The 16,604-nt window shown below is 51.4% G+C and carries 15 protein-coding genes and 1 pseudogene; 6 read left to right on the plus strand and 10 right to left on the minus strand.

Going from position 1 to position 16,604, the window contains the following annotated elements; genetic code table 11:
- Window positions 1-2: 2 nt before the first annotated feature.
- The 4 genes and pseudogenes from G3I67_RS05895 to G3I67_RS05910 all read left to right on the plus strand — a co-directional run bounded on the left by G3I67_RS05895 (window position 3) and on the right by G3I67_RS05910 (window position 3,677).
- Window positions 3-920 (plus strand): ABC transporter permease, encoded by a 918-nt coding sequence (locus G3I67_RS05895; RefSeq protein WP_163652507.1) that lies wholly within the window; start codon window positions 3-5, stop codon window positions 918-920.
- Window positions 914-1,747: pseudogene (locus G3I67_RS05900) on the plus strand (ABC transporter permease); the annotation flags it as partial. The gene G3I67_RS05895 and the pseudogene G3I67_RS05900, both read left to right, overlap by 7 nt.
- A gap of 2 nt (window positions 1,748-1,749) precedes the next feature.
- On the plus strand, window positions 1,750-2,733 hold the full coding sequence (locus G3I67_RS05905; protein WP_163652936.1) for an ABC transporter ATP-binding protein: 984 nt from the start codon (window positions 1,750-1,752) through the stop codon (window positions 2,731-2,733).
- Window positions 2,730-3,677 carry an ABC transporter ATP-binding protein gene (locus tag G3I67_RS05910; RefSeq protein ID WP_163652951.1) on the plus strand — a complete coding sequence of 316 codons (948 nt, stop codon included), beginning with the start codon at window positions 2,730-2,732 and terminating at the stop codon, window positions 3,675-3,677. The genes G3I67_RS05905 and G3I67_RS05910 overlap by 4 nt, the downstream gene beginning before the upstream one ends.
- A 73-nt stretch (window positions 3,678-3,750) precedes the next feature.
- Here G3I67_RS05910 and G3I67_RS05915 read toward each other — a convergent pair whose 3' ends face one another.
- The 7 genes from G3I67_RS05915 to G3I67_RS05945 form a co-directional block, all read right to left on the minus strand.
- Window positions 3,751-4,383, minus strand: a complete 633-nt coding sequence (locus G3I67_RS05915) for a class I SAM-dependent methyltransferase (protein ID WP_163652511.1) — start codon at window positions 4,381-4,383, stop codon at window positions 3,751-3,753.
- A gap of 30 nt (window positions 4,384-4,413) precedes the next feature.
- On the minus strand, window positions 4,414-5,142 hold the full coding sequence (locus G3I67_RS05920; RefSeq protein WP_163652954.1) for an amino acid ABC transporter ATP-binding protein: 729 nt from the start codon (window positions 5,140-5,142) through the stop codon (window positions 4,414-4,416).
- A 33-nt stretch (window positions 5,143-5,175) separates the two neighbouring features.
- Window positions 5,176-5,865, minus strand: coding sequence for an amino acid ABC transporter permease (locus G3I67_RS05925; protein WP_163652513.1), 690 nt, complete (start codon window positions 5,863-5,865; stop codon window positions 5,176-5,178).
- Between the two features lie 9 nt (window positions 5,866-5,874).
- A complete protein-coding gene (locus G3I67_RS05930; protein ID WP_163652515.1) occupies window positions 5,875-6,624 on the minus strand; it encodes an amino acid ABC transporter permease in 750 nt (249 codons plus the stop codon).
- Window positions 6,625-6,698: 74 nt separating this feature from the next.
- Entirely contained in the window at window positions 6,699-7,613 is a 915-nt protein-coding gene (locus G3I67_RS05935) for an amino acid ABC transporter substrate-binding protein (protein WP_163652517.1), read from the minus strand.
- A 94-nt stretch (window positions 7,614-7,707) separates the two neighbouring features.
- Window positions 7,708-8,664 (minus strand): tripartite tricarboxylate transporter substrate binding protein, encoded by a 957-nt coding sequence (locus G3I67_RS05940; protein WP_163652519.1) that lies wholly within the window; start codon window positions 8,662-8,664, stop codon window positions 7,708-7,710.
- Window positions 8,665-8,764: 100 nt separating this feature from the next.
- A complete protein-coding gene (locus G3I67_RS05945; RefSeq protein WP_163652521.1) occupies window positions 8,765-9,229 on the minus strand; it encodes an Lrp/AsnC family transcriptional regulator in 465 nt (154 codons plus the stop codon).
- A gap of 132 nt (window positions 9,230-9,361) precedes the next feature.
- Here G3I67_RS05945 and mdeB point away from each other — a divergent pair, with 132 nt between their 5' ends.
- On the plus strand, window positions 9,362-11,998 hold the full coding sequence (gene mdeB / locus G3I67_RS05950; RefSeq protein ID WP_163652523.1) for an alpha-ketoglutarate dehydrogenase: 2,637 nt from the start codon (window positions 9,362-9,364) through the stop codon (window positions 11,996-11,998).
- Window positions 11,999-12,002: 4 nt separating this feature from the next.
- Window positions 12,003-12,674, plus strand: a complete 672-nt coding sequence (locus G3I67_RS05955) for a PIN domain-containing protein (RefSeq protein ID WP_163652525.1) — start codon at window positions 12,003-12,005, stop codon at window positions 12,672-12,674.
- Here the strand turns inward: G3I67_RS05955 and G3I67_RS05960 are convergent.
- The 3 genes from G3I67_RS05960 to rpsO all read right to left on the minus strand — a co-directional run bounded on the left by G3I67_RS05960 (window position 12,654) and on the right by rpsO (window position 16,560).
- A complete protein-coding gene (locus G3I67_RS05960) occupies window positions 12,654-13,871 on the minus strand; it encodes a threonine ammonia-lyase (RefSeq protein WP_163652527.1) in 1,218 nt (405 codons plus the stop codon). The two genes, G3I67_RS05955 and G3I67_RS05960, sit on opposite strands and share 21 nt — an antisense overlap.
- 144 nt (window positions 13,872-14,015) lie before the next feature.
- Window positions 14,016-16,181, minus strand: a complete 2,166-nt coding sequence (gene pnp, locus G3I67_RS05965) for a polyribonucleotide nucleotidyltransferase (protein ID WP_163652529.1) — start codon at window positions 16,179-16,181, stop codon at window positions 14,016-14,018.
- Window positions 16,182-16,290: 109 nt separating this feature from the next.
- The gene (rpsO, locus tag G3I67_RS05970; RefSeq protein ID WP_163652537.1) at window positions 16,291-16,560 is read right to left on the minus strand and encodes a 30S ribosomal protein S15; all 270 of its coding nucleotides are present in this window, start codon (window positions 16,558-16,560) and stop codon (window positions 16,291-16,293) included.
- Window positions 16,561-16,604: the final 44 nt, after the last annotated feature.

The raw sequence follows: 16,604 nt of genomic DNA on the forward strand, positions 1-16,604 counted from the left end.
CGATGCTTGGTTATATATCCAGGCGACTGGGCCTGGCGGTTTTGGTTGCGCTCACGGTTTCAATTCTTGCGTACATGATGCTTCACCTGACAGGCGACCCGGCCCTCGCCTTGGCCGGTGAAGGGGCCAGTCAGGCTGACATCGACTTGATTCGTCAGACCTATGGCCTGGATAGGCCACTCGTCGTTCAATACGGTGATTGGCTGTGGCAGTTATTGCGCGGCGATCTTGGCACATCGGTTTATTTCAAAACCGCAGTGGGCCCATTAATCATGAGCAAGCTCGAAACGACCATGCTACTTGCTGTGTGCTCACTGATCGTGGCGCTTGTCATTTCGATCCCTCTGGGCGTCCTAGCGGCCATTTACAAAAATAGCTGGATAGACCGGGTCTGCCTGGCGATCGCAGTGTTTGGTCAGGCTTTGCCGAATTTTTTCTTTGCCTTGATCCTGATTATGCTGTTTTCCATCACCTGGCGGATGTTGCCTGTTTCCGGTAGTGGCACTTGGCAGCATCTGGTGATGCCATCCATCGCGCTTGGCTATTATGCCGCCCCTGCTTTCATGCGACTGATCCGGGCCGGCATGATCGAAGTGCTGGGTGCGGATTACATCCGCACCGCACGGGCCAAGGGCTTGCCTCCCGGCGTTGTGATTTTTAAACATGCATTGCGTAATGCGATCGTTCCTGTCGTTGCGTTAGCAGCAGTGCAATTGGGCTTTTTGCTCGGAGGCTCGGTTGTCATCGAGACGATTTTTGCCTTAGACGGGCTTGGATACCTGGCGTACCAAAGCATTACCTTTAAAGACTATCCCGTCACTCAAATCATCGTATTGCTTCTTTCGGTGATTTATATCTTGCTGACATTGGCATCCGACATCGCCAATGCCTGGCTTGACCCAAGAATCCGAGTCGTCTGATGCTGAAAAATAAAGCGCTATCTATTGGCGGTGGATTGCTGTTGCTGATCATCATGATCGCGATTTTCGCTCCGCTGCTTGCGCCGTTTGATCCTTATGTGCAAGATTTGTCCAACCGCACAGCGCCACCCTTTTGGTACGAAAACGGATCATGGCTTCACCCTCTTGGTACGGATCAACTCGGCCGTGATTACCTGTCGCGTTTGATGTATGGCGCCCGCATTTCACTACTGATTGGACTCAGTGTCGCCGTTATTTCGGGATTGATCGGCACGACCATGGGGATGCTTGCCGGCTATTTTGGCGGTCGCGTCGACATGCTGGTGTCCTTTCTGGTGACCACGCGCCTGTCTATGCCTGTGATTTTGGTGGCACTGGCCACCGTAGCGATTGTCGGTGGCTCATTATGGGTCGTGATCCTGGTGCTAGGGCTCTTGAAATGGGATCGCTTCGCGGTTGTCATGCGTAGCGCCACCCAGCAAGTGCGTGCGATGGAATATGTCTCGGCAGCTCAGTCCGCTGGCGCATCCACATCACGAATCCTGCTAACCGAAGTTCTGCCCAATGTCATGCCCCAACTGATTGTGATCGCCACACTTGAAGCGGCCAGTGCGATTCTGCTTGAGGCGGCACTATCGTTTCTGGGATTGGGGGTCCAGCCCCCACTGCCATCCTGGGGACTCATGATCTCTGAAGCCAAGTCCTATATGTTCTTTTCATTCTGGTTGATTGCAATTCCCGGGTCGGCTTTGGCGCTTTTGATCTTTGCGATCAATCTGGCCGGTGATGGCTTGCATCATCTTTTCACACCGCAAGAGAGAGCATGATCATGCAAGATCGCGAAATTGTGCTCGAGGTTCAAGACCTTAAAGTCGACATCCAAACCGGGCGCGGCACGTTGCATGCCGTGCGCGATGTGTCTTTTGAAGTCAAGCGCGGGGAAACGCTTTGCATTGTCGGCGAATCCGGCTGCGGCAAATCCATGACATCGCTATCAATAATGGGGCTGTTGCCCAAGGTTGCGAAAAGGAGCACGAGCGCGCTGAAGTTTCTGGGGGAAGAGCTCGGAGCGGCAAGCTCGGCTCGCCTAAACAGCCTTCGCGGCAACAAGATGGCGATGATCTTTCAGGAACCGATGACTGCGCTGAATCCCGCTTACACGATCGGTGATCAGTTAACCGAGCACTATCGTCATCATAAAAAAGCCTCCAAAGCCGAAGCGATCGCGCGTGCGACCGAACTACTCGAAAAAGTCGGCATCGCCTCGGCGGCTCAACGATTGGGACAATACCCTCATCAATTATCCGGTGGACTGCGCCAACGCGTGATGATCGCAATGGCGTTGATGTGCGGGCCTGATCTGCTGATTGCAGACGAGCCCAGTACTGCCTTGGATGTAACGATTCAAGCTCAAATCCTGCGCCTGTTAGCCGACCTGCAAAAAGAGCTTGGCATTGCCATGGTACTGATCACGCACGATCTTGGCGTAGTGGCCCGCATCGCCGATCGCGTTGCCGTGATGTACGCCGGACAAGTTGTTGAAGAAGGCAGTGCCGCCAACATATTCTCAAAACCCCGTCATCCTTATACACAAGGGTTGCTGAACTGTATCCCAGTTCCCGGACGCACCGAACCCGGCGGGCAACTCGGTACGATTCCGGGTGTTGTGCCCTCTCTGATCGGTCAGATTAAAGGGTGCGCGTTTCGCGATCGTTGTCGTTATACGCAATCCAATTGCGAAAAAGATATTCCTGTTCATCATGCCGGCAATCATCAATGGCGTTGCGTGATGACAAGCGAGGTTGCAGCATGACCGCATTGATTCAAACCGTCGACTTGCACCGAACCTTCACGGTGAATGCCGGCATTTTTAAAGCTCGTCAAACCCTGCACGCGGTCAATGGCATTAACTTATCCGTTGATCGAGGCGATGTGATGGGCATTGTCGGCGAATCCGGTTGCGGAAAATCGACACTTGCGCGCATGTTGCTCGGACTAACTCCGCCAAGCCAGGGGAAAATCCTGATTGATGGGCAGGAAGTCGGCAAAATGGACAGACGGGAGTTGGCCAGGCGGGTGCAGCCCGTATTTCAGGATCCATACTCCTCATTGAACCCTCGTCGCAACATCGCTTCGATCGTCGCGTTTCCCCTGGATGTGCATGGCATCGGAAGCCCGCAAGATCGTAGAAACAAGGCAATCGAAATGCTGGAGCGTGTTGGACTGCCGGCACGTTACGCGGACAATACCCCGGGTCAACTCTCCGGTGGCCAGCGCCAACGCGTTGCGATCGCAAGAGCATTGGTCATGAACCCGGAACTGGTGATCTGCGATGAGCCTACTTCCGCGCTAGATGTTTCGGTTCAGGCTCAGATCCTGAATTTACTGATGGACTTACGCAGGGACTTTAACCTGACGTATGTTTTCATCAGCCACAATCTGGCGGTGGTTGAGCATATCGCGACACAACTTGCCGTCATGTATCTTGGACGCGTGGTCGAACTCGGACCAACCGCAAACATCTTTAAACAACCTCGCCACCCTTATACGCAGGCATTACTCGCATCAGTTCTCACCCCTGAGCCTGGCCTTGGCATTCCGGATATGGGACTGGGTTTATCATTTCCCGATCCTTTGCACCCTCCGTCTGGCTGCACGTTTCATCCCCGGTGCAAACAAAAAATGGAGCAGTGCTCCAAAATGAATCCGCAACTCAAGAAAGATGGATCAGGCGAAGTGGCCTGTCACCTTTACTAACGAGTAATACAACCTGTGTAATTTGCACCGCGTCAACTCAATCGATGCGACAAGTGGCATACCAATACGATGTTTAGGCAACCTCGTATTCGAACGCCCAGAAATACTGCCATGTTCTATATGCAGGGTGCGCACCTAACCCATCGATACTCTCGATGAGTTCGTACTCGGTCGGAAAATTCTTTAAAACACTATGCAGGGAACCGTCAGCAAGCGTTCTATGCTGATAAGTGTTGCCTTCATCATCCGATTCGGTCAGTGGCGTGCTACTACCCTGAACATAGGAATTATCGAGAAAAATAACCTTTGCGCCCTTTTGCAGTACACGATTCAATCCGATCAAAAATTCGCGTCGACGCGATTTTGGAACATGCGAGAACCAAAATCCGGCAAAAGAAGCATCAAACAACGGATCAGGCATGGGAATCTCGTAGGCATCCCCGATCAACCACTGCACATGTTTTTCAGACACACGGTTTCGTGCGACTTCAAAGGTTTCCGCAGAGGAATCTAGCGCAACCAGGCTTGCTGCAACAGGCGCGATGAATTGGGTCCAATAGCCTGTGCCGGCAGCAATCTCCAAAACATGTTTACCGATATAGTTCTGTGGCAGCCATGTTTCGATTAGTCTTAGATCGGCCTGACGCTCGGGCTTGCTGTATATCTTGTCATATTCTTTGGCACGTGCCGCATAATATTCTTTCATATCGCAGACCTATGAGTGTCTTTTATCCAATCAGTGTTGCAGGATTTTGGACAAGAACTGGATCGCACGATCGCTCTTCGGTTGATTGAAGAATTGATCTTTTGTCGCATCTTCGACAATTTCGCCCTGGTCCATAAACACGACCCGATGGGCGACCTTCCGTGCAAAACCCATCTCATGCGTCACCACCATCATCGTCATGCCTTCTTTGGCCAGCTCGACCATGACATCAAGCACTTCGCCCACCATTTCGGGGTCTAGAGCGGATGTCGGCTCATCAAACAACATCACGACAGGGTCCATGCTTAGTGCCCGGGCGATCGCCACGCGCTGTTGCTGACCTCCGGATAACTGCCCCGGATGTTTATCCTTGTGCGCAGTCAACCCGACACGATCAAGCATTTTAAGGCCGCGTGCGATCGATTCGTCCTTATTGCGGCCTAATACTTTAATCTGAGCCAACGTGAGATTTTCTGTCACAGTTAGGTGCGGAAACAACTCAAAGTGCTGAAACACCATACCCACTTTGCTGCGCAATTTAGGCAGATTGGTCTTAGGATCATGCAATGCAACACCATTCACCGTCAATTTGCCCTGTTGAAAAGGCTCCAGCGCATTGACACATTTAATCAACGTGGATTTACCCGATCCTGAAGGACCGCAAACGACAACGACCTCACCGCGATTCACATGGGTCGAGCAGTTTTTCAGTACGTTGAAGCTGCCGTACCACTTCGACAAGTCTTCGATTTGGATCATTTTTTCAGTCATGTGAGTTCCGCAATAAATAATTCAGGCAACCGCCATGCGGCGCTGCAATTTTTTAACTAGATAAGACGCCGCAAACGAGATGATGAAATAAACTAGCGCTGCAAATATGTACATTTCGACCAAGCGACCATCTCGTTGAGCAACCTTGCTTGCCGCCCCCAGAAAATCGGTGATCGACAAGACGTAAACAAGCGAAGTATCCTGGAACAATACGATGGTTTGAGTCAGCAACAACGGCGTCATCGCCCTAAAAGCCTGAGGCAGCACCACATAGCCCATAACCTGCGGATATCGCATTCCCAATGCCTGCGCAGCGGCAACCTGCCCTTTAGGTACAGCCTGAATCCCCGCACGCATGATTTCGGCAAAATAGGCCGCCTCGAACAAAGAAAAAGTGATCAATGCCGACATGAACGCCCCGACAGTCATCGGGCGCTCCGTTCCCATCAGCCATTGTCCGATATAAGGCAACAGAAAATAGAACCAGAAAATCACCAGAACCAGAGGTAGGGATCGGACCAGGTTCACATAAGCAGTGCCGACTTTTTCCAGAATCATGATGCCTGACAAGCGCATCAATGCAATCGTTGTTCCGAGCAAAATACCGAATAACGTCGACATGGCAGTCAACGTTAAAGTAAACGTCATTCCTTCCTTGAATAGATAAGGCCAGGTTCGCGCGATGACATCAAAATCAAAATCACTAAACATTCGCGTCTCCTAGTGAACAGCCGCATTTGCGGATGCGCCGAGATAGCCGGGGACGGCGACAGCCTTTTCAAGTCTACGCATCGCAAATGTCACTACGATATTGGTTACCAGGTATAACACTGTCGCAACCGTAAACGCCTCGAAAACCTGAAACGAAAACTCCTGCATCGATCTCGCGCGCGCGGTCAACTCCATCAAACCAATCGTCAAGGCAACGGACGAATTCTTGATTGTATTGAGCAACTCTGAAGTCAATGGCGGCAAAATAATGCGAAATACGTTAGGCAGCAATACATACCGGTACGACTGCGCTGTCGTCATGCCCAAAGCGGTACTAGCCATCATCTGTCCCTTGGGCAAGGCGAACACACCTGCTTTAACCTGCTCGGCCACACGAGCTGACATAAACAATCCCAAACCGACCACAGACGTATAAAACGCAGCGTTGGGCAACTGCTTAAGCCAATTGCCAAAATTTTGCGGAACCAGTTCGGGCAACACGAAGAACCAGAGAAACAACTGTACCAATAAGGGAATGTTACGGAACAACTCTACGTAAGCATCGCCCAGTATCCGGCCGATCTTGCCGGGCAATGTGCGCAACACACCGATCAGCACACCGAAAATCAGCGCGATAATCCATGCGGCTAGGGCTGTCTTCAACGTCCAGACCAGCCCTGACAGCAACATATCAAGATAAGTGCCCGTTCCATCTGGTGCATCCTGAAACAGAATGCCCCAATTCCAGTTGTAATTCATATTTGCTTCTCGATAAAAACTAAGCGCTGCCAGACCTGGACTTCAGTCTTGACAGCGCCCTTGGTACTAAAGGATCAATACGAAGCGGGATCAGGATTATTGGTCGGATTCGCCAATGCTTTCTTGAGTTCAGCCGTCATCGGTTGATTCAGGTTAACACCCTTGGGTGGAATCGGCTTTTCAAACCACTTGGAATACAGTGTCTGCATCTCGGCCGATTTGTATAACTTAGCCGCGGCGGCATCGACAACTTTCTTGAACTGCGGATCATCGCGACGCATCATGAAACCATAAGGCTCTGGTTTTGAGAAAGCATCGGAAGAAATCACATAGTCTTTAGGCGCTTTCGAATTGGCAACCAGACCGGCCAGCAAAATATCATCCATCACGAAAGCGGCAGCGCGACCTGTTTCGACCATCAGGAAGCCTTCGGAATGATCCTTGGCGGTCAAGATGTTCATATCAAGATTTTGTTCTTTATTGGCTTCGATCAACAACTTCAGGTTAGTTGTACCGGCTGTGGAGACAACGGTCTTGCCTTTTAAGCCTTTGATATCCTTGATGCCGGATGCGGTCTTTGAAACGTAGCGGCTCGCGGTCAGGTAATACGTGGGGCCGAAATCAACCTGCTTCTGACGCTCGGCATTATTGGTGGTTGAGCCGCACTCGAGATCAACCGTGCCGTTGGCGATCAACGGGATACGCGTAGCCGAAGTGACAGGATTCTGTTTGACCTCCAGCTTTGGCAGCTTCAGTTCGCGCTTGATTTCCTCGACGACGAACAGGCAAATGTCGAAAGCGTAGCCAACAACCTGTTGTTTATCGTCGTTATAAGAAAAAGGGATCGATGCATCGCGTGTACCAATGGTGATCGAACCGGTTTCCTTGATCTTTTTAAGCGTACCGGTAAGATCCTGAGCCATCACAGAACCACCCAGCACCAAACCAGCCAACGTCGCCAAACCATATTTCAGGTATTTGCTTTGCATAAAGACTCCTTGAATTCAAAAGAATTACGTGTAAGAGTAGACATTTTGCATCGCAAAAATTTTTTTAGCTAGTCCCCCCAAGGGTAATACCCGATTAGTCCTTCATTTTGCTGACAAACGGCTTTAGCCAGTCACGGATCGCATCCAGGGATTGCGTCCACTGCACTCCGGGCATGAAGGCCAGAACGGCGGCATCGTTTTTGACCGATTTGATGAATACCGGATCTTCCAGTGTGTCTTTAATCGCATTTTGCAGCTTAATGGCGATATCGTCGGGCAACGCCTTGGGAGCGGCGATACCTCGCTCGGATGTCACAAATACTTTGTACCCCAACTCGGCTGCGGTTGGAACAGGTCCCAAATCATCAAATCGTTTGTTGCTCAGAACAGCAATCGCCTGAACTGAATCGTTTTTGGCGGCCAAATATTCGCCAACACTTAAAAACGCATAATCGACATGCCCACCCATTAAAGCTGAGCGAAACTCACCCGCACCCTTATAGGCAATGTCCGTACCCTTGAAGTCGGCGACTTGTTCTAACCCAAGTAACGACAAATGACCGCTGGTGCCTCGACCACTATTGGCGAAGGAAAGTGAACCGGGGTTCTTTTTCAACTGAGCAATGATGTCCGGCAGTGTCGTAAACTTCGCATCCTTTCTGGACATCAATACGCTCGGATCGTCTACGACGCGCGCAATGATGCGAAAGTCGCTGACTTGATACGTTGTCGGTTTATGCATCGGAGAGAACACGAATCCGGGCACATTAATGAAACCAATGGTGTAACCATCCGGTTTCGAGCGAGCGAGATACGTGGCGGAAATTTCACCACTTGCCCCGGGCTTGTTGACCACAACGATTCTGGCACGGCCACCCAGTTTTTTTTCCATGAATGGCGCCATGGCGCGAGCCATCAAGTCGGTCCCACCGCCAGGTGCAAATCCGACCACCATCTCGATAGTCTGGTCATCGGGCCAGGCCGCCATTGCAGGTGCAACGAACGACAGACCAAGGGCCACAGCAAAAGATTTCTTGAATTTATTGAACATTGTTTGTCTCGACCGGATATGAATTAGAGTTTTCTGAATGATACGGGCGAAACACTGCCTTTGTCACACAAAAGTCATCTGACAACAGGCCGACTGTTCATCAGCGAGGAATAGGTAGTGCCGTCTTGTATCGAACCTGCTTAAGTGCGAAGCTGGAGCGGATTTTCTCGATTCCCGGAATCGGTGTGAGTTGCTCGAGAATAAATTTCTCAAGCGCCGCAATGTCCGTCACCTGGACACGAATCAGATAGTCACTGTCGCCAGTCATCAGATAGCATTCCATGACCTCGTCATGCTCACCAATCCGTTGCTCGAAGTGAGCAAGCGCCTCCTTGCTCTGGCTTTTAAGACTGATGCTAATAAACACATTTAGCCCCAATCCCAATGCTTTCGCGCTGGCAATCGCTACATAGCGATCAATCACCCCCGCGGCTTCCAAGGCCCGCACCCTCGCCAGACAGGGAGAGGGGCTGAGGTGCACTCGCCTGGCCAACTCGACATTGGAGAGCGCCCCATCCTGCTGAAGCTCTTCAAGAATCTTTAAATCAATCAGATCAAGGTTCATTATTCTTTGAATTAAATGAAAATCGATATTTTATGCTTTAAATTCAATTTTTATATTGTTTTTCAGCACCTCATGCTGGTCGCACATCATTAGAATTCAAGACTTAACCATCATCTAATAAATCTTGCCGATATGAACGCATCCATTGATCCACGCCTGAGCAGCTGGTTCGTCACTTCAAACGATACCGATACCGAAGAAACAGCTGAATGGCGTCAAGCCTTCATGACGGTGCTCGCCAATGAGGGGCCTGAACGGGCGCGTTTTTTGCTTGATGAATTAGTTCGTACCGCCCGTACAAGCAAAATCGGATGGCAACCTGAATTAAGCACTCCTTACGTCAACACGATTCCGGCCGATCAACAGCCAACGTTCGCGGGTGACCTTGCAATCGAAGAGCGACTTGCATCGATCATGCGTTGGAATGCCCTAGCCATGGTAGTGCGCGCCAATCAGGCCTATGGCGAGCTAGGGGGACACATTGCCAGCTATGCTAGTGCCGCTGATCTGTTTGAAACCGGGTTCAACCATTTCTTTCAGGCGCGCCGCGGAACCGGCCCCGGTCAGCACAGGGGAGACCTTGTGTTTTTCCAGCCCCACAGTGCGCCGGGCGTGTACGCCCGAGCATTTCTTGAAGGACGACTGACCGAACAGGATTTACTGCACTATCGCCAGGAAATCACCGCAATCGAATCCGGCGCTCAAGGCTTGTCTAGTTACCCTCACCCCTGGCTCATGCCTGATTTCTGGCAGTTTCCGACAGGATCAATGGGAATCGGTCCGATCAGCTCAATCTATCATGCGCGCTTCATGCGCTATCTAACTCATCGCAATCTGCTTGATTGCTCCAACCGCAAAGTCTGGGGCGTATTTGGCGATGGCGAAATGGATGAACCGGAATCCATGAGTGCTCTCACCCTGGCTGCGCGCGAAGGTCTGGACAACCTGGTGTGGGTTGTCAATTGCAACCTGCAGCGACTAGATGGTCCTGTGCGCGGAAATGGCCGCATCATTGACGAACTTGAAAAACTTTTCACCGGCGCCGGCTGGAATGTCATCAAGTTAATCTGGGGCAGTGATTGGGACGGGTTGTTTGCTCGGGACCTGACAGGTGCATTGACGCGCGCGTTCGCAAACACCGTCGATGGACAAATGCAGACTTTCGCGGCAAAGGATGGTCGCTTTAACCGCGATAATTTTTTTGGTCAAAATGAAGAGCTGGCTCGCCTGGCACAAGGCATGACCGACGAACAAATCGATCACCTCAAGCGTGGCGGTCACGATTTGGTCAAGATATATGCTGCTTATGCTGCTGCGGCAGCACATAAGGGTCAGCCCACTGTCATTCTGGCTCACACCAAAAAGGGATATGGCATGGGTAGTGCCGGTCAAGGCAAAATGACTACACACAGCCAGAAAAAATTCGATGAAACCGATCTGATCGAGTTTCGCAATCGATTTAATTTGCCTCTTAGCGATCAGGAAGCCACTTCACTCAGTTTTTACAAACCCGGCCCCGATAGCGCCGAAATCAAGTACCTCATGGCGCATCGTCAGGCTTTGGGAGGCTTCTTGCCCAAAAGGGAAATCGAGTGCGAAAAAATCGATGCTCCGCCGCTTAGTCAATATGGCGGATTTGCTTTAAATGCCGATGGCAAAGACATGAGCACGACGATGGCATTCGTACGCATGCTTGGAAACCTGCTGAAGGATGCAACACTTGGACCAAGAATTGTTCCGATTGTTGCGGATGAAGCCCGCACGTTCGGCATGGCGAATTTATTCAAGCAAGTTGGAATCTACTCCAGCGTTGGACAGCGTTACGCGCCTGAAGACATCGGATCAGTTTTGAGCTATCGCGAAGCCCTGGATGGCCAGATCCTTGAAGAAGGCATCTCCGAAGCCGGCGCCATCGCCAGCTGGACAGCGGCGGCAACCAGCTACAGTGTGCATGGTCTTGCCATGCTGCCTTTTTATATTTACTACTCGATGTTCGGATTCCAGCGCATCGGCGATCAGATCTGGGCAGCGGCTGACCAAAGGCCTCGCGGATTCTTACTGGGCGCCACGTCCGGACGCACCACTCTGGGTGGTGAGGGATTGCAGCATCAGGATGGATCCAGCCATCTTCACGCCGCCACAATTCCCAATTGCAAAGCATACGATCCCGCATTTGCCGGCGAAATGGCTGTCATCGTCGATCAGGGCATTCGGGAAATGATGATCGAACAAAAAGACGTTTTTTACTACGTCACACTGATGAACGAAAGCTATGCGCAACCATCATTACCCGAGGGTGTGCGTGAGGACATCATTCGCGGGTGTTATTTATTTAAACAATTCGAAGTTGATAAACCAAGTGGATCGGTCACGTTATTAGGTTCTGGCGCTATCCTGACAGAGGTCATTCATGCTGCCGAAAAGCTTGTCGAGCAAGGCATTCGCGTCAGCGTGTACAGCGTAACCAGCTGGTCCGAAATCGCTCGCAATGGTCAAGCATGCGAAACAGCCTTGTTGAATGGATCGACGCAATCCGAAATCCCATTTATTTACCAACAACTCGAAAAGAGCAAAGGTCCAATTATCGCGGCAACAGACTATGTACGTGCCTTGCCCGAGTCAGTCAGGGCGTACATCCCGTCCAATCGACGCTATATGACACTGGGCACGGATGGGTTTGGGCGAAGCGACACACGTGCGGCATTGCGGGCATTCTTTGGTGTCAATGCAGACACCATCGTCAAAGCTGCGCAGCTGGCACTAAAATAGGCCGATGGATGACTCGAAGATTGCACAATCCCGGGATGACCCCCGTCACCCGCAGAACCCAAGCAACTCAACCACACCATTGACCTCCCAAATGGGGGGTCTGGTGCTGGACGCTTGTGTCATGATGTCCGGGCTACTGAGGCCATTGTTGTTAAATCTTGCATCCATTGGTTTGTTTGTACCGCTGTGGAATGACAAAATCGGACAAGAATGGATGCGCAATGCCTCGCGCCTATGGCCGATAGGCAGGGAACTGCTGGAAGCGGAATGGCAAAAAATGCAAGACTCGTTTCCGGCCGCCAATATGGGCGATGTCAAATCATTTGAGGACAGTTTGCGTCATACGGACCGCAAAGACAAACACGTGGCTGCAACAGGGATTGCAGCTGTTCACCGAGGCATCTCGGGTCCGATTAACATCCTGACCTGGAATATCAAGGACTTTAGTCGCTCGGAATTAAGAAAACAGCAATTGGGCCTGATGGATCCTGACCGTTTACTCACGCAATGGTGGCTTAACCATGGTTCTGAGATCAAAGATCAAATCGAGAGAACTATCCATGAACTGATTTCCAGTGGACGTCGCCAGCCGGAACCCGTCATCGATTTGCTCAAGCGTGATCGACTTTTCAGACTGGCTGCCTCCTATGACCGCTCAGTGCTCGCCTCGATGTGATTCAAAACCTGCCTTTCTCAACATTTGAAGAATTTCTTCGACATGTTGGTGGCCTCGTGTCTGCAGTACAAGATCAACCTCGACATCCTGTGCCGGCAATGATGTAAAGGCACGCTGATGATGCACTTGAGTGATGTTTGCGCCCGCATCAGCGACAAGTTGAGTCATTTGTGACAACGCTCCCGGCAAATCCCGAATACTGACTCTGATTCGAGCCAAACGACCTGCTCTAACCATTCCACGCTCGATGAGCCCACCCAACATCAGCGGATCGATATTGCCACCACACAATACGATACCGACTTTTTTGCCCTCAAATCGAAAATCATCCGCGGCTTGAGCATGCAGCAAAGCTGCAAGCCCTGCCGCTCCGGCGCCTTCTACAACCGACTTTTCAATTTCAAGCAACATTACTATCGCATGCTCGATATCATGCTCGGATACGAGAACAATGTCATCAACCTTGTCCTTAATGATCTCAAGCGTTTTGACGCCTGGAGTTTTGACGGCAATCCCCTCGGCGATCGTTCGTGTCAATCCTTTAACCTTCTGACCTCTAATCGCTGCAGCCATATGTGGGAAGGCCTCAGTCTGAACACCGATCACTTTAATATCGGGACGCAAGGCTTTTGCCGCCGTTGCTATCCCGGATATCAACCCTCCGCCTCCAATCGGTACGACCAACATATCCAAATCAGGATTATCCGCAAGCATTTCAAGACCAATCGTGCCCTGCCCTGCAATGATTGCATCATCGTCATAAGGATGAATCAACGTCAGCCCCCGAGCCTCGACAAGCTCAAGCGCACGCGCTCGAGCATCATCGAAGGTTTCTCCGTGAAGCACAACCTCGGCGCCTAGTCTTTTGGTATTGGCAACTTTGACAGTTGGAGTGAATTTAGGCATCACGATGACAGCAGGAATTTTCATCCTTTGCGCATGGTAAGCCACGCCTTGCGCATGATTACCGGCCGACATCGTAATCACGCCGCGGCTGCGTTGCTCCGGCGTGAGCGCCCTCATCCGGTTAAAAGCACCACGCTCTTTGAATGACGCGGTGAATTGAAGGTTTTCGAATTTCAGCCATATTTCCGATCCCAAAATTTCAGACAGCGTGCGCGAATGCGTAAATGGCGTACGCACAATTTGCCCGACTAAAGCCGATTGTGCATTCTGGATATCGGAAAGTTGAATCATTGTCCTGAAAACCTTGGCAAACGCAGTTAGGCCACTTTAACTGCTCGCTCTTTAGGAGTAAACATCTGCTATTGAAACAATCGAAACAGACGTAAAAAAGCCCGCAGGGCTTAAGCCGTGCGGGCTGATTTAGAGCAAACCGAATTACTGTTGTGGCGCTTCGGTCGCAGGAGCTTGTTCAGCGGATGCCGCTTGCTCGCCCTGCTGTTCAATGCCACCAATTGCCTTGACAGACAACCGCAGACGACCTTTGTCATCGGCTTCGATCACTTTAACGCGAACGTTTTGACCGACTTTCAGCACGTCATTGATGTTGGCGATACGGTAGTTAGCAATCTCAGAGATGTGAAGCAACCCATCACGACCGGGCAAGACCTGAACGATTGCACCAAAATCAAGCAGACGCAAAACGCTACCCTCATAAACCTGGCCAACTTCAACATCAGCGGTTAATTCGGTGATACGGCGCTGCGCTTCGTGTGCGCGGTCCAGATCGGCGCTAGAAATGGTGATCGTACCGTCATCGCCGATATCGATCTGCGTACCGGTTTCTTCGGTCAGCGCACGAATTGTTGCGCCGCCCTTGCCGATCACATCACGGATTTTCTCGGGATTGATCTTCATCGAAATCATGCGTGGGGCGAAAGCAGACAAAACGCCGGTCGAGCCCTGAATGGCTTCACGCATTTTGGACAAGATATGCAGACGACCGTCGCGCGCTTGCGCCAAAGCAACTTGCATGATTTCTTTGGTGATACCCTGGATTTTGATATCCATCTGCAAAGCAGTAATACCGTTTTCAGTACCAGCCACTTTGAAGTCCATATCGCCCAGATGATCCTCGTCGCCAAGAATATCGGTCAGAACGGCGAATTTACCGCCATCCAGAATCAGGCCCATTGCTACACCGGCCACGTGATCCTTGACCGGCACACCTGCATCCATCATCGCCAGCGAGCCACCGCAAACCGAGGCCATGGAAGATGACCCGTTGGATTCGGTGATTTCGGAAACCAATCGAATCGTGTACTGGAAATCAGCTGCTTCAGGAAGCAGTGGAACGAGTGCACGCTTAGCCAAACGTCCATGACCGATTTCACGGCGCTTGGGCGTACCGACACGGCCGGTTTCACCGGTCGCAAAAGGAGGCATGTTGTAGTGCATCAGGAAACGATCACGGTACTCGCCCATCAACGCATCAATAACCTGTTCGTTTTGTTTTGTGCCGAGGGTTGCGATCACCAATGCCTGAGTTTCACCACGGGTGAACAGTGCGCTGCCATGAACACGTGGCAATACGCCCAGACGGATATTGATCGGACGAACCGTGCGGGTGTCGCGACCGTCGATGCGAGGTTCGCCCGACAGAATCTGGCTACGAACGATGCGGGCTTCAAGGTCGAACAAAATGTTGTCAACAGTGACGCTATCAGGTGCAGAAACGCCCTGGGCAGCTGCCTGCTCTGCCAGTTTGGCATGAACATCGGCATAGACCTGACGCAATTGCGTGGTGCGCTCTTGCTTCTGGCGGGTTTGATAAGCGGCATTCAAGGCATCTTGGGCGGCTGCCGTAACGGAAGCGATAAGCGCTTCGTTTTTAGGAGCGGGTGCCCAATCCCAATCTGGCTTACCGGCTTGTGCAACCAACTCGTTGATCGCATTGATGACGGCTTGCATTTGATTATGGCCATACACGACACCACCAAGCATGACTTCTTCGGACAATTGCTGGGCTTCGGATTCAACCATCAACACTGCTGTTGCCGTACCAGCCACAACCAGATCCATCTGCGAAGACTTCAATTGTGTTACGGTCGGGTTGACCAGGTATTGGCCATCGATATAACCGACGCGCGCGGCGCCAATCGGTCCATTGAAAGGAATGCCCGACACGGCGAGCGCAGCCGAAGCGCCAATCATGGCGGGGATATCGGGATCGATTTCCGGATTGCACGAAAGCACGTGGACGATGACCTGAACTTCGTTGTAGAAGCCTTCAGGAAACAGCGGGCGTAACGGACGATCGATCAGACGCGAAGTCAGCGTTTCTTTTTCGCTTGGCTTACCTTCGCGCTTGAAGAACCCGCCGGGAATCTTGCCGGCTGCATAGGTCTTTTCTATGTAATCCACAGTCAGGGGAAAGAAATCCTGACCTGCTTTTGCGTCTTTTTTAGCAACGACCGTTGCCAGAACGACGGTGTCTTCGATGGTGACGAGAACGGCACCAGAAGACTGGCGAGCGATCTCGCCAGTTTCGAGCAACACAGTGTGCTGCCCGTACTGAAATGACTTGGTCACTTTATTGAACATGACAATTTATTCCTTACAAATGAAAAACCGTGGAATGTGCGGCGAACGCCGCGACAACCACGGTTGCTTCACGGGGAGACTGCCCCCTGGATTCCGATCAAGGAAAATATCACTTACGCAGACCGAGTTTTTCGATCAGAGCACGATAGGAATCTGGGTTGCGGCCCTTGAGGTAATCGAGCAGCTTACGACGACGGCTGACCATACGCAGGAGACCACGACGCGAGTGGTGATCTTTCATATGGGTTTTGAAGTGCTCTGTCAGCTCGTTGATGCGAGCAGTCAGCAATGCAACTTGTACTTCGGGTGAACCGGTATCGCCTTGAGCGCGCTGGAATTGCGCAACGATGTCGGATTTATTGATATCAGCTACAGACATTTTATGACCTCAGATAACAAGCGCCAGGGCCGAGGTGCCCGGAC

The organism is Sheuella amnicola (genome assembly GCF_010499255.1).
Classification (GTDB): domain Bacteria; phylum Pseudomonadota; class Gammaproteobacteria; order Burkholderiales; family Burkholderiaceae_B; genus Zwartia; species Zwartia amnicola.

Excerpts from the sequence above, each read along its gene's own strand:
- G3I67_RS05895 (WP_163652507.1), top strand. The coding sequence starts at position 3 with ATGCTTGGTTATATATCCAGGCGACTGGGCCTGGCGGTTTTGGTTGCG.
- G3I67_RS05905 (WP_163652936.1), top strand. The coding sequence starts at position 1,750 with ATGCAAGATCGCGAAATTGTGCTCGAGGTTCAAGACCTTAAAGTCGAC.
- G3I67_RS05910 (WP_163652951.1), top strand. The coding sequence starts at position 2,730 with ATGACCGCATTGATTCAAACCGTCGACTTGCACCGAACCTTCACGGTG.
- G3I67_RS05915 (WP_163652511.1), bottom strand. The coding sequence starts at position 4,383 with ATGAAAGAATATTATGCGGCACGTGCCAAAGAATATGACAAGATATAC.
- G3I67_RS05920 (WP_163652954.1), bottom strand. The coding sequence starts at position 5,142 with ATGATCCAAATCGAAGACTTGTCGAAGTGGTACGGCAGCTTCAACGTA.
- G3I67_RS05925 (WP_163652513.1), bottom strand. The coding sequence starts at position 5,865 with ATGTTTAGTGATTTTGATTTTGATGTCATCGCGCGAACCTGGCCTTAT.
- G3I67_RS05930 (WP_163652515.1), bottom strand. The coding sequence starts at position 6,624 with ATGAATTACAACTGGAATTGGGGCATTCTGTTTCAGGATGCACCAGAT.
- G3I67_RS05935 (WP_163652517.1), bottom strand. The coding sequence starts at position 7,613 with ATGCAAAGCAAATACCTGAAATATGGTTTGGCGACGTTGGCTGGTTTG.
- G3I67_RS05940 (WP_163652519.1), bottom strand. The coding sequence starts at position 8,664 with ATGTTCAATAAATTCAAGAAATCTTTTGCTGTGGCCCTTGGTCTGTCG.
- G3I67_RS05945 (WP_163652521.1), bottom strand. The coding sequence starts at position 9,229 with ATGAACCTTGATCTGATTGATTTAAAGATTCTTGAAGAGCTTCAGCAG.
- mdeB (WP_163652523.1), top strand. The coding sequence starts at position 9,362 with ATGAACGCATCCATTGATCCACGCCTGAGCAGCTGGTTCGTCACTTCA.
- G3I67_RS05955 (WP_163652525.1), top strand. The coding sequence starts at position 12,003 with ATGGATGACTCGAAGATTGCACAATCCCGGGATGACCCCCGTCACCCG.
- G3I67_RS05960 (WP_163652527.1), bottom strand. The coding sequence starts at position 13,871 with ATGATTCAACTTTCCGATATCCAGAATGCACAATCGGCTTTAGTCGGG.
- pnp (WP_163652529.1), bottom strand. The coding sequence starts at position 16,181 with ATGTTCAATAAAGTGACCAAGTCATTTCAGTACGGGCAGCACACTGTG.
- rpsO (WP_163652537.1), bottom strand. The coding sequence starts at position 16,560 with ATGTCTGTAGCTGATATCAATAAATCCGACATCGTTGCGCAATTCCAG.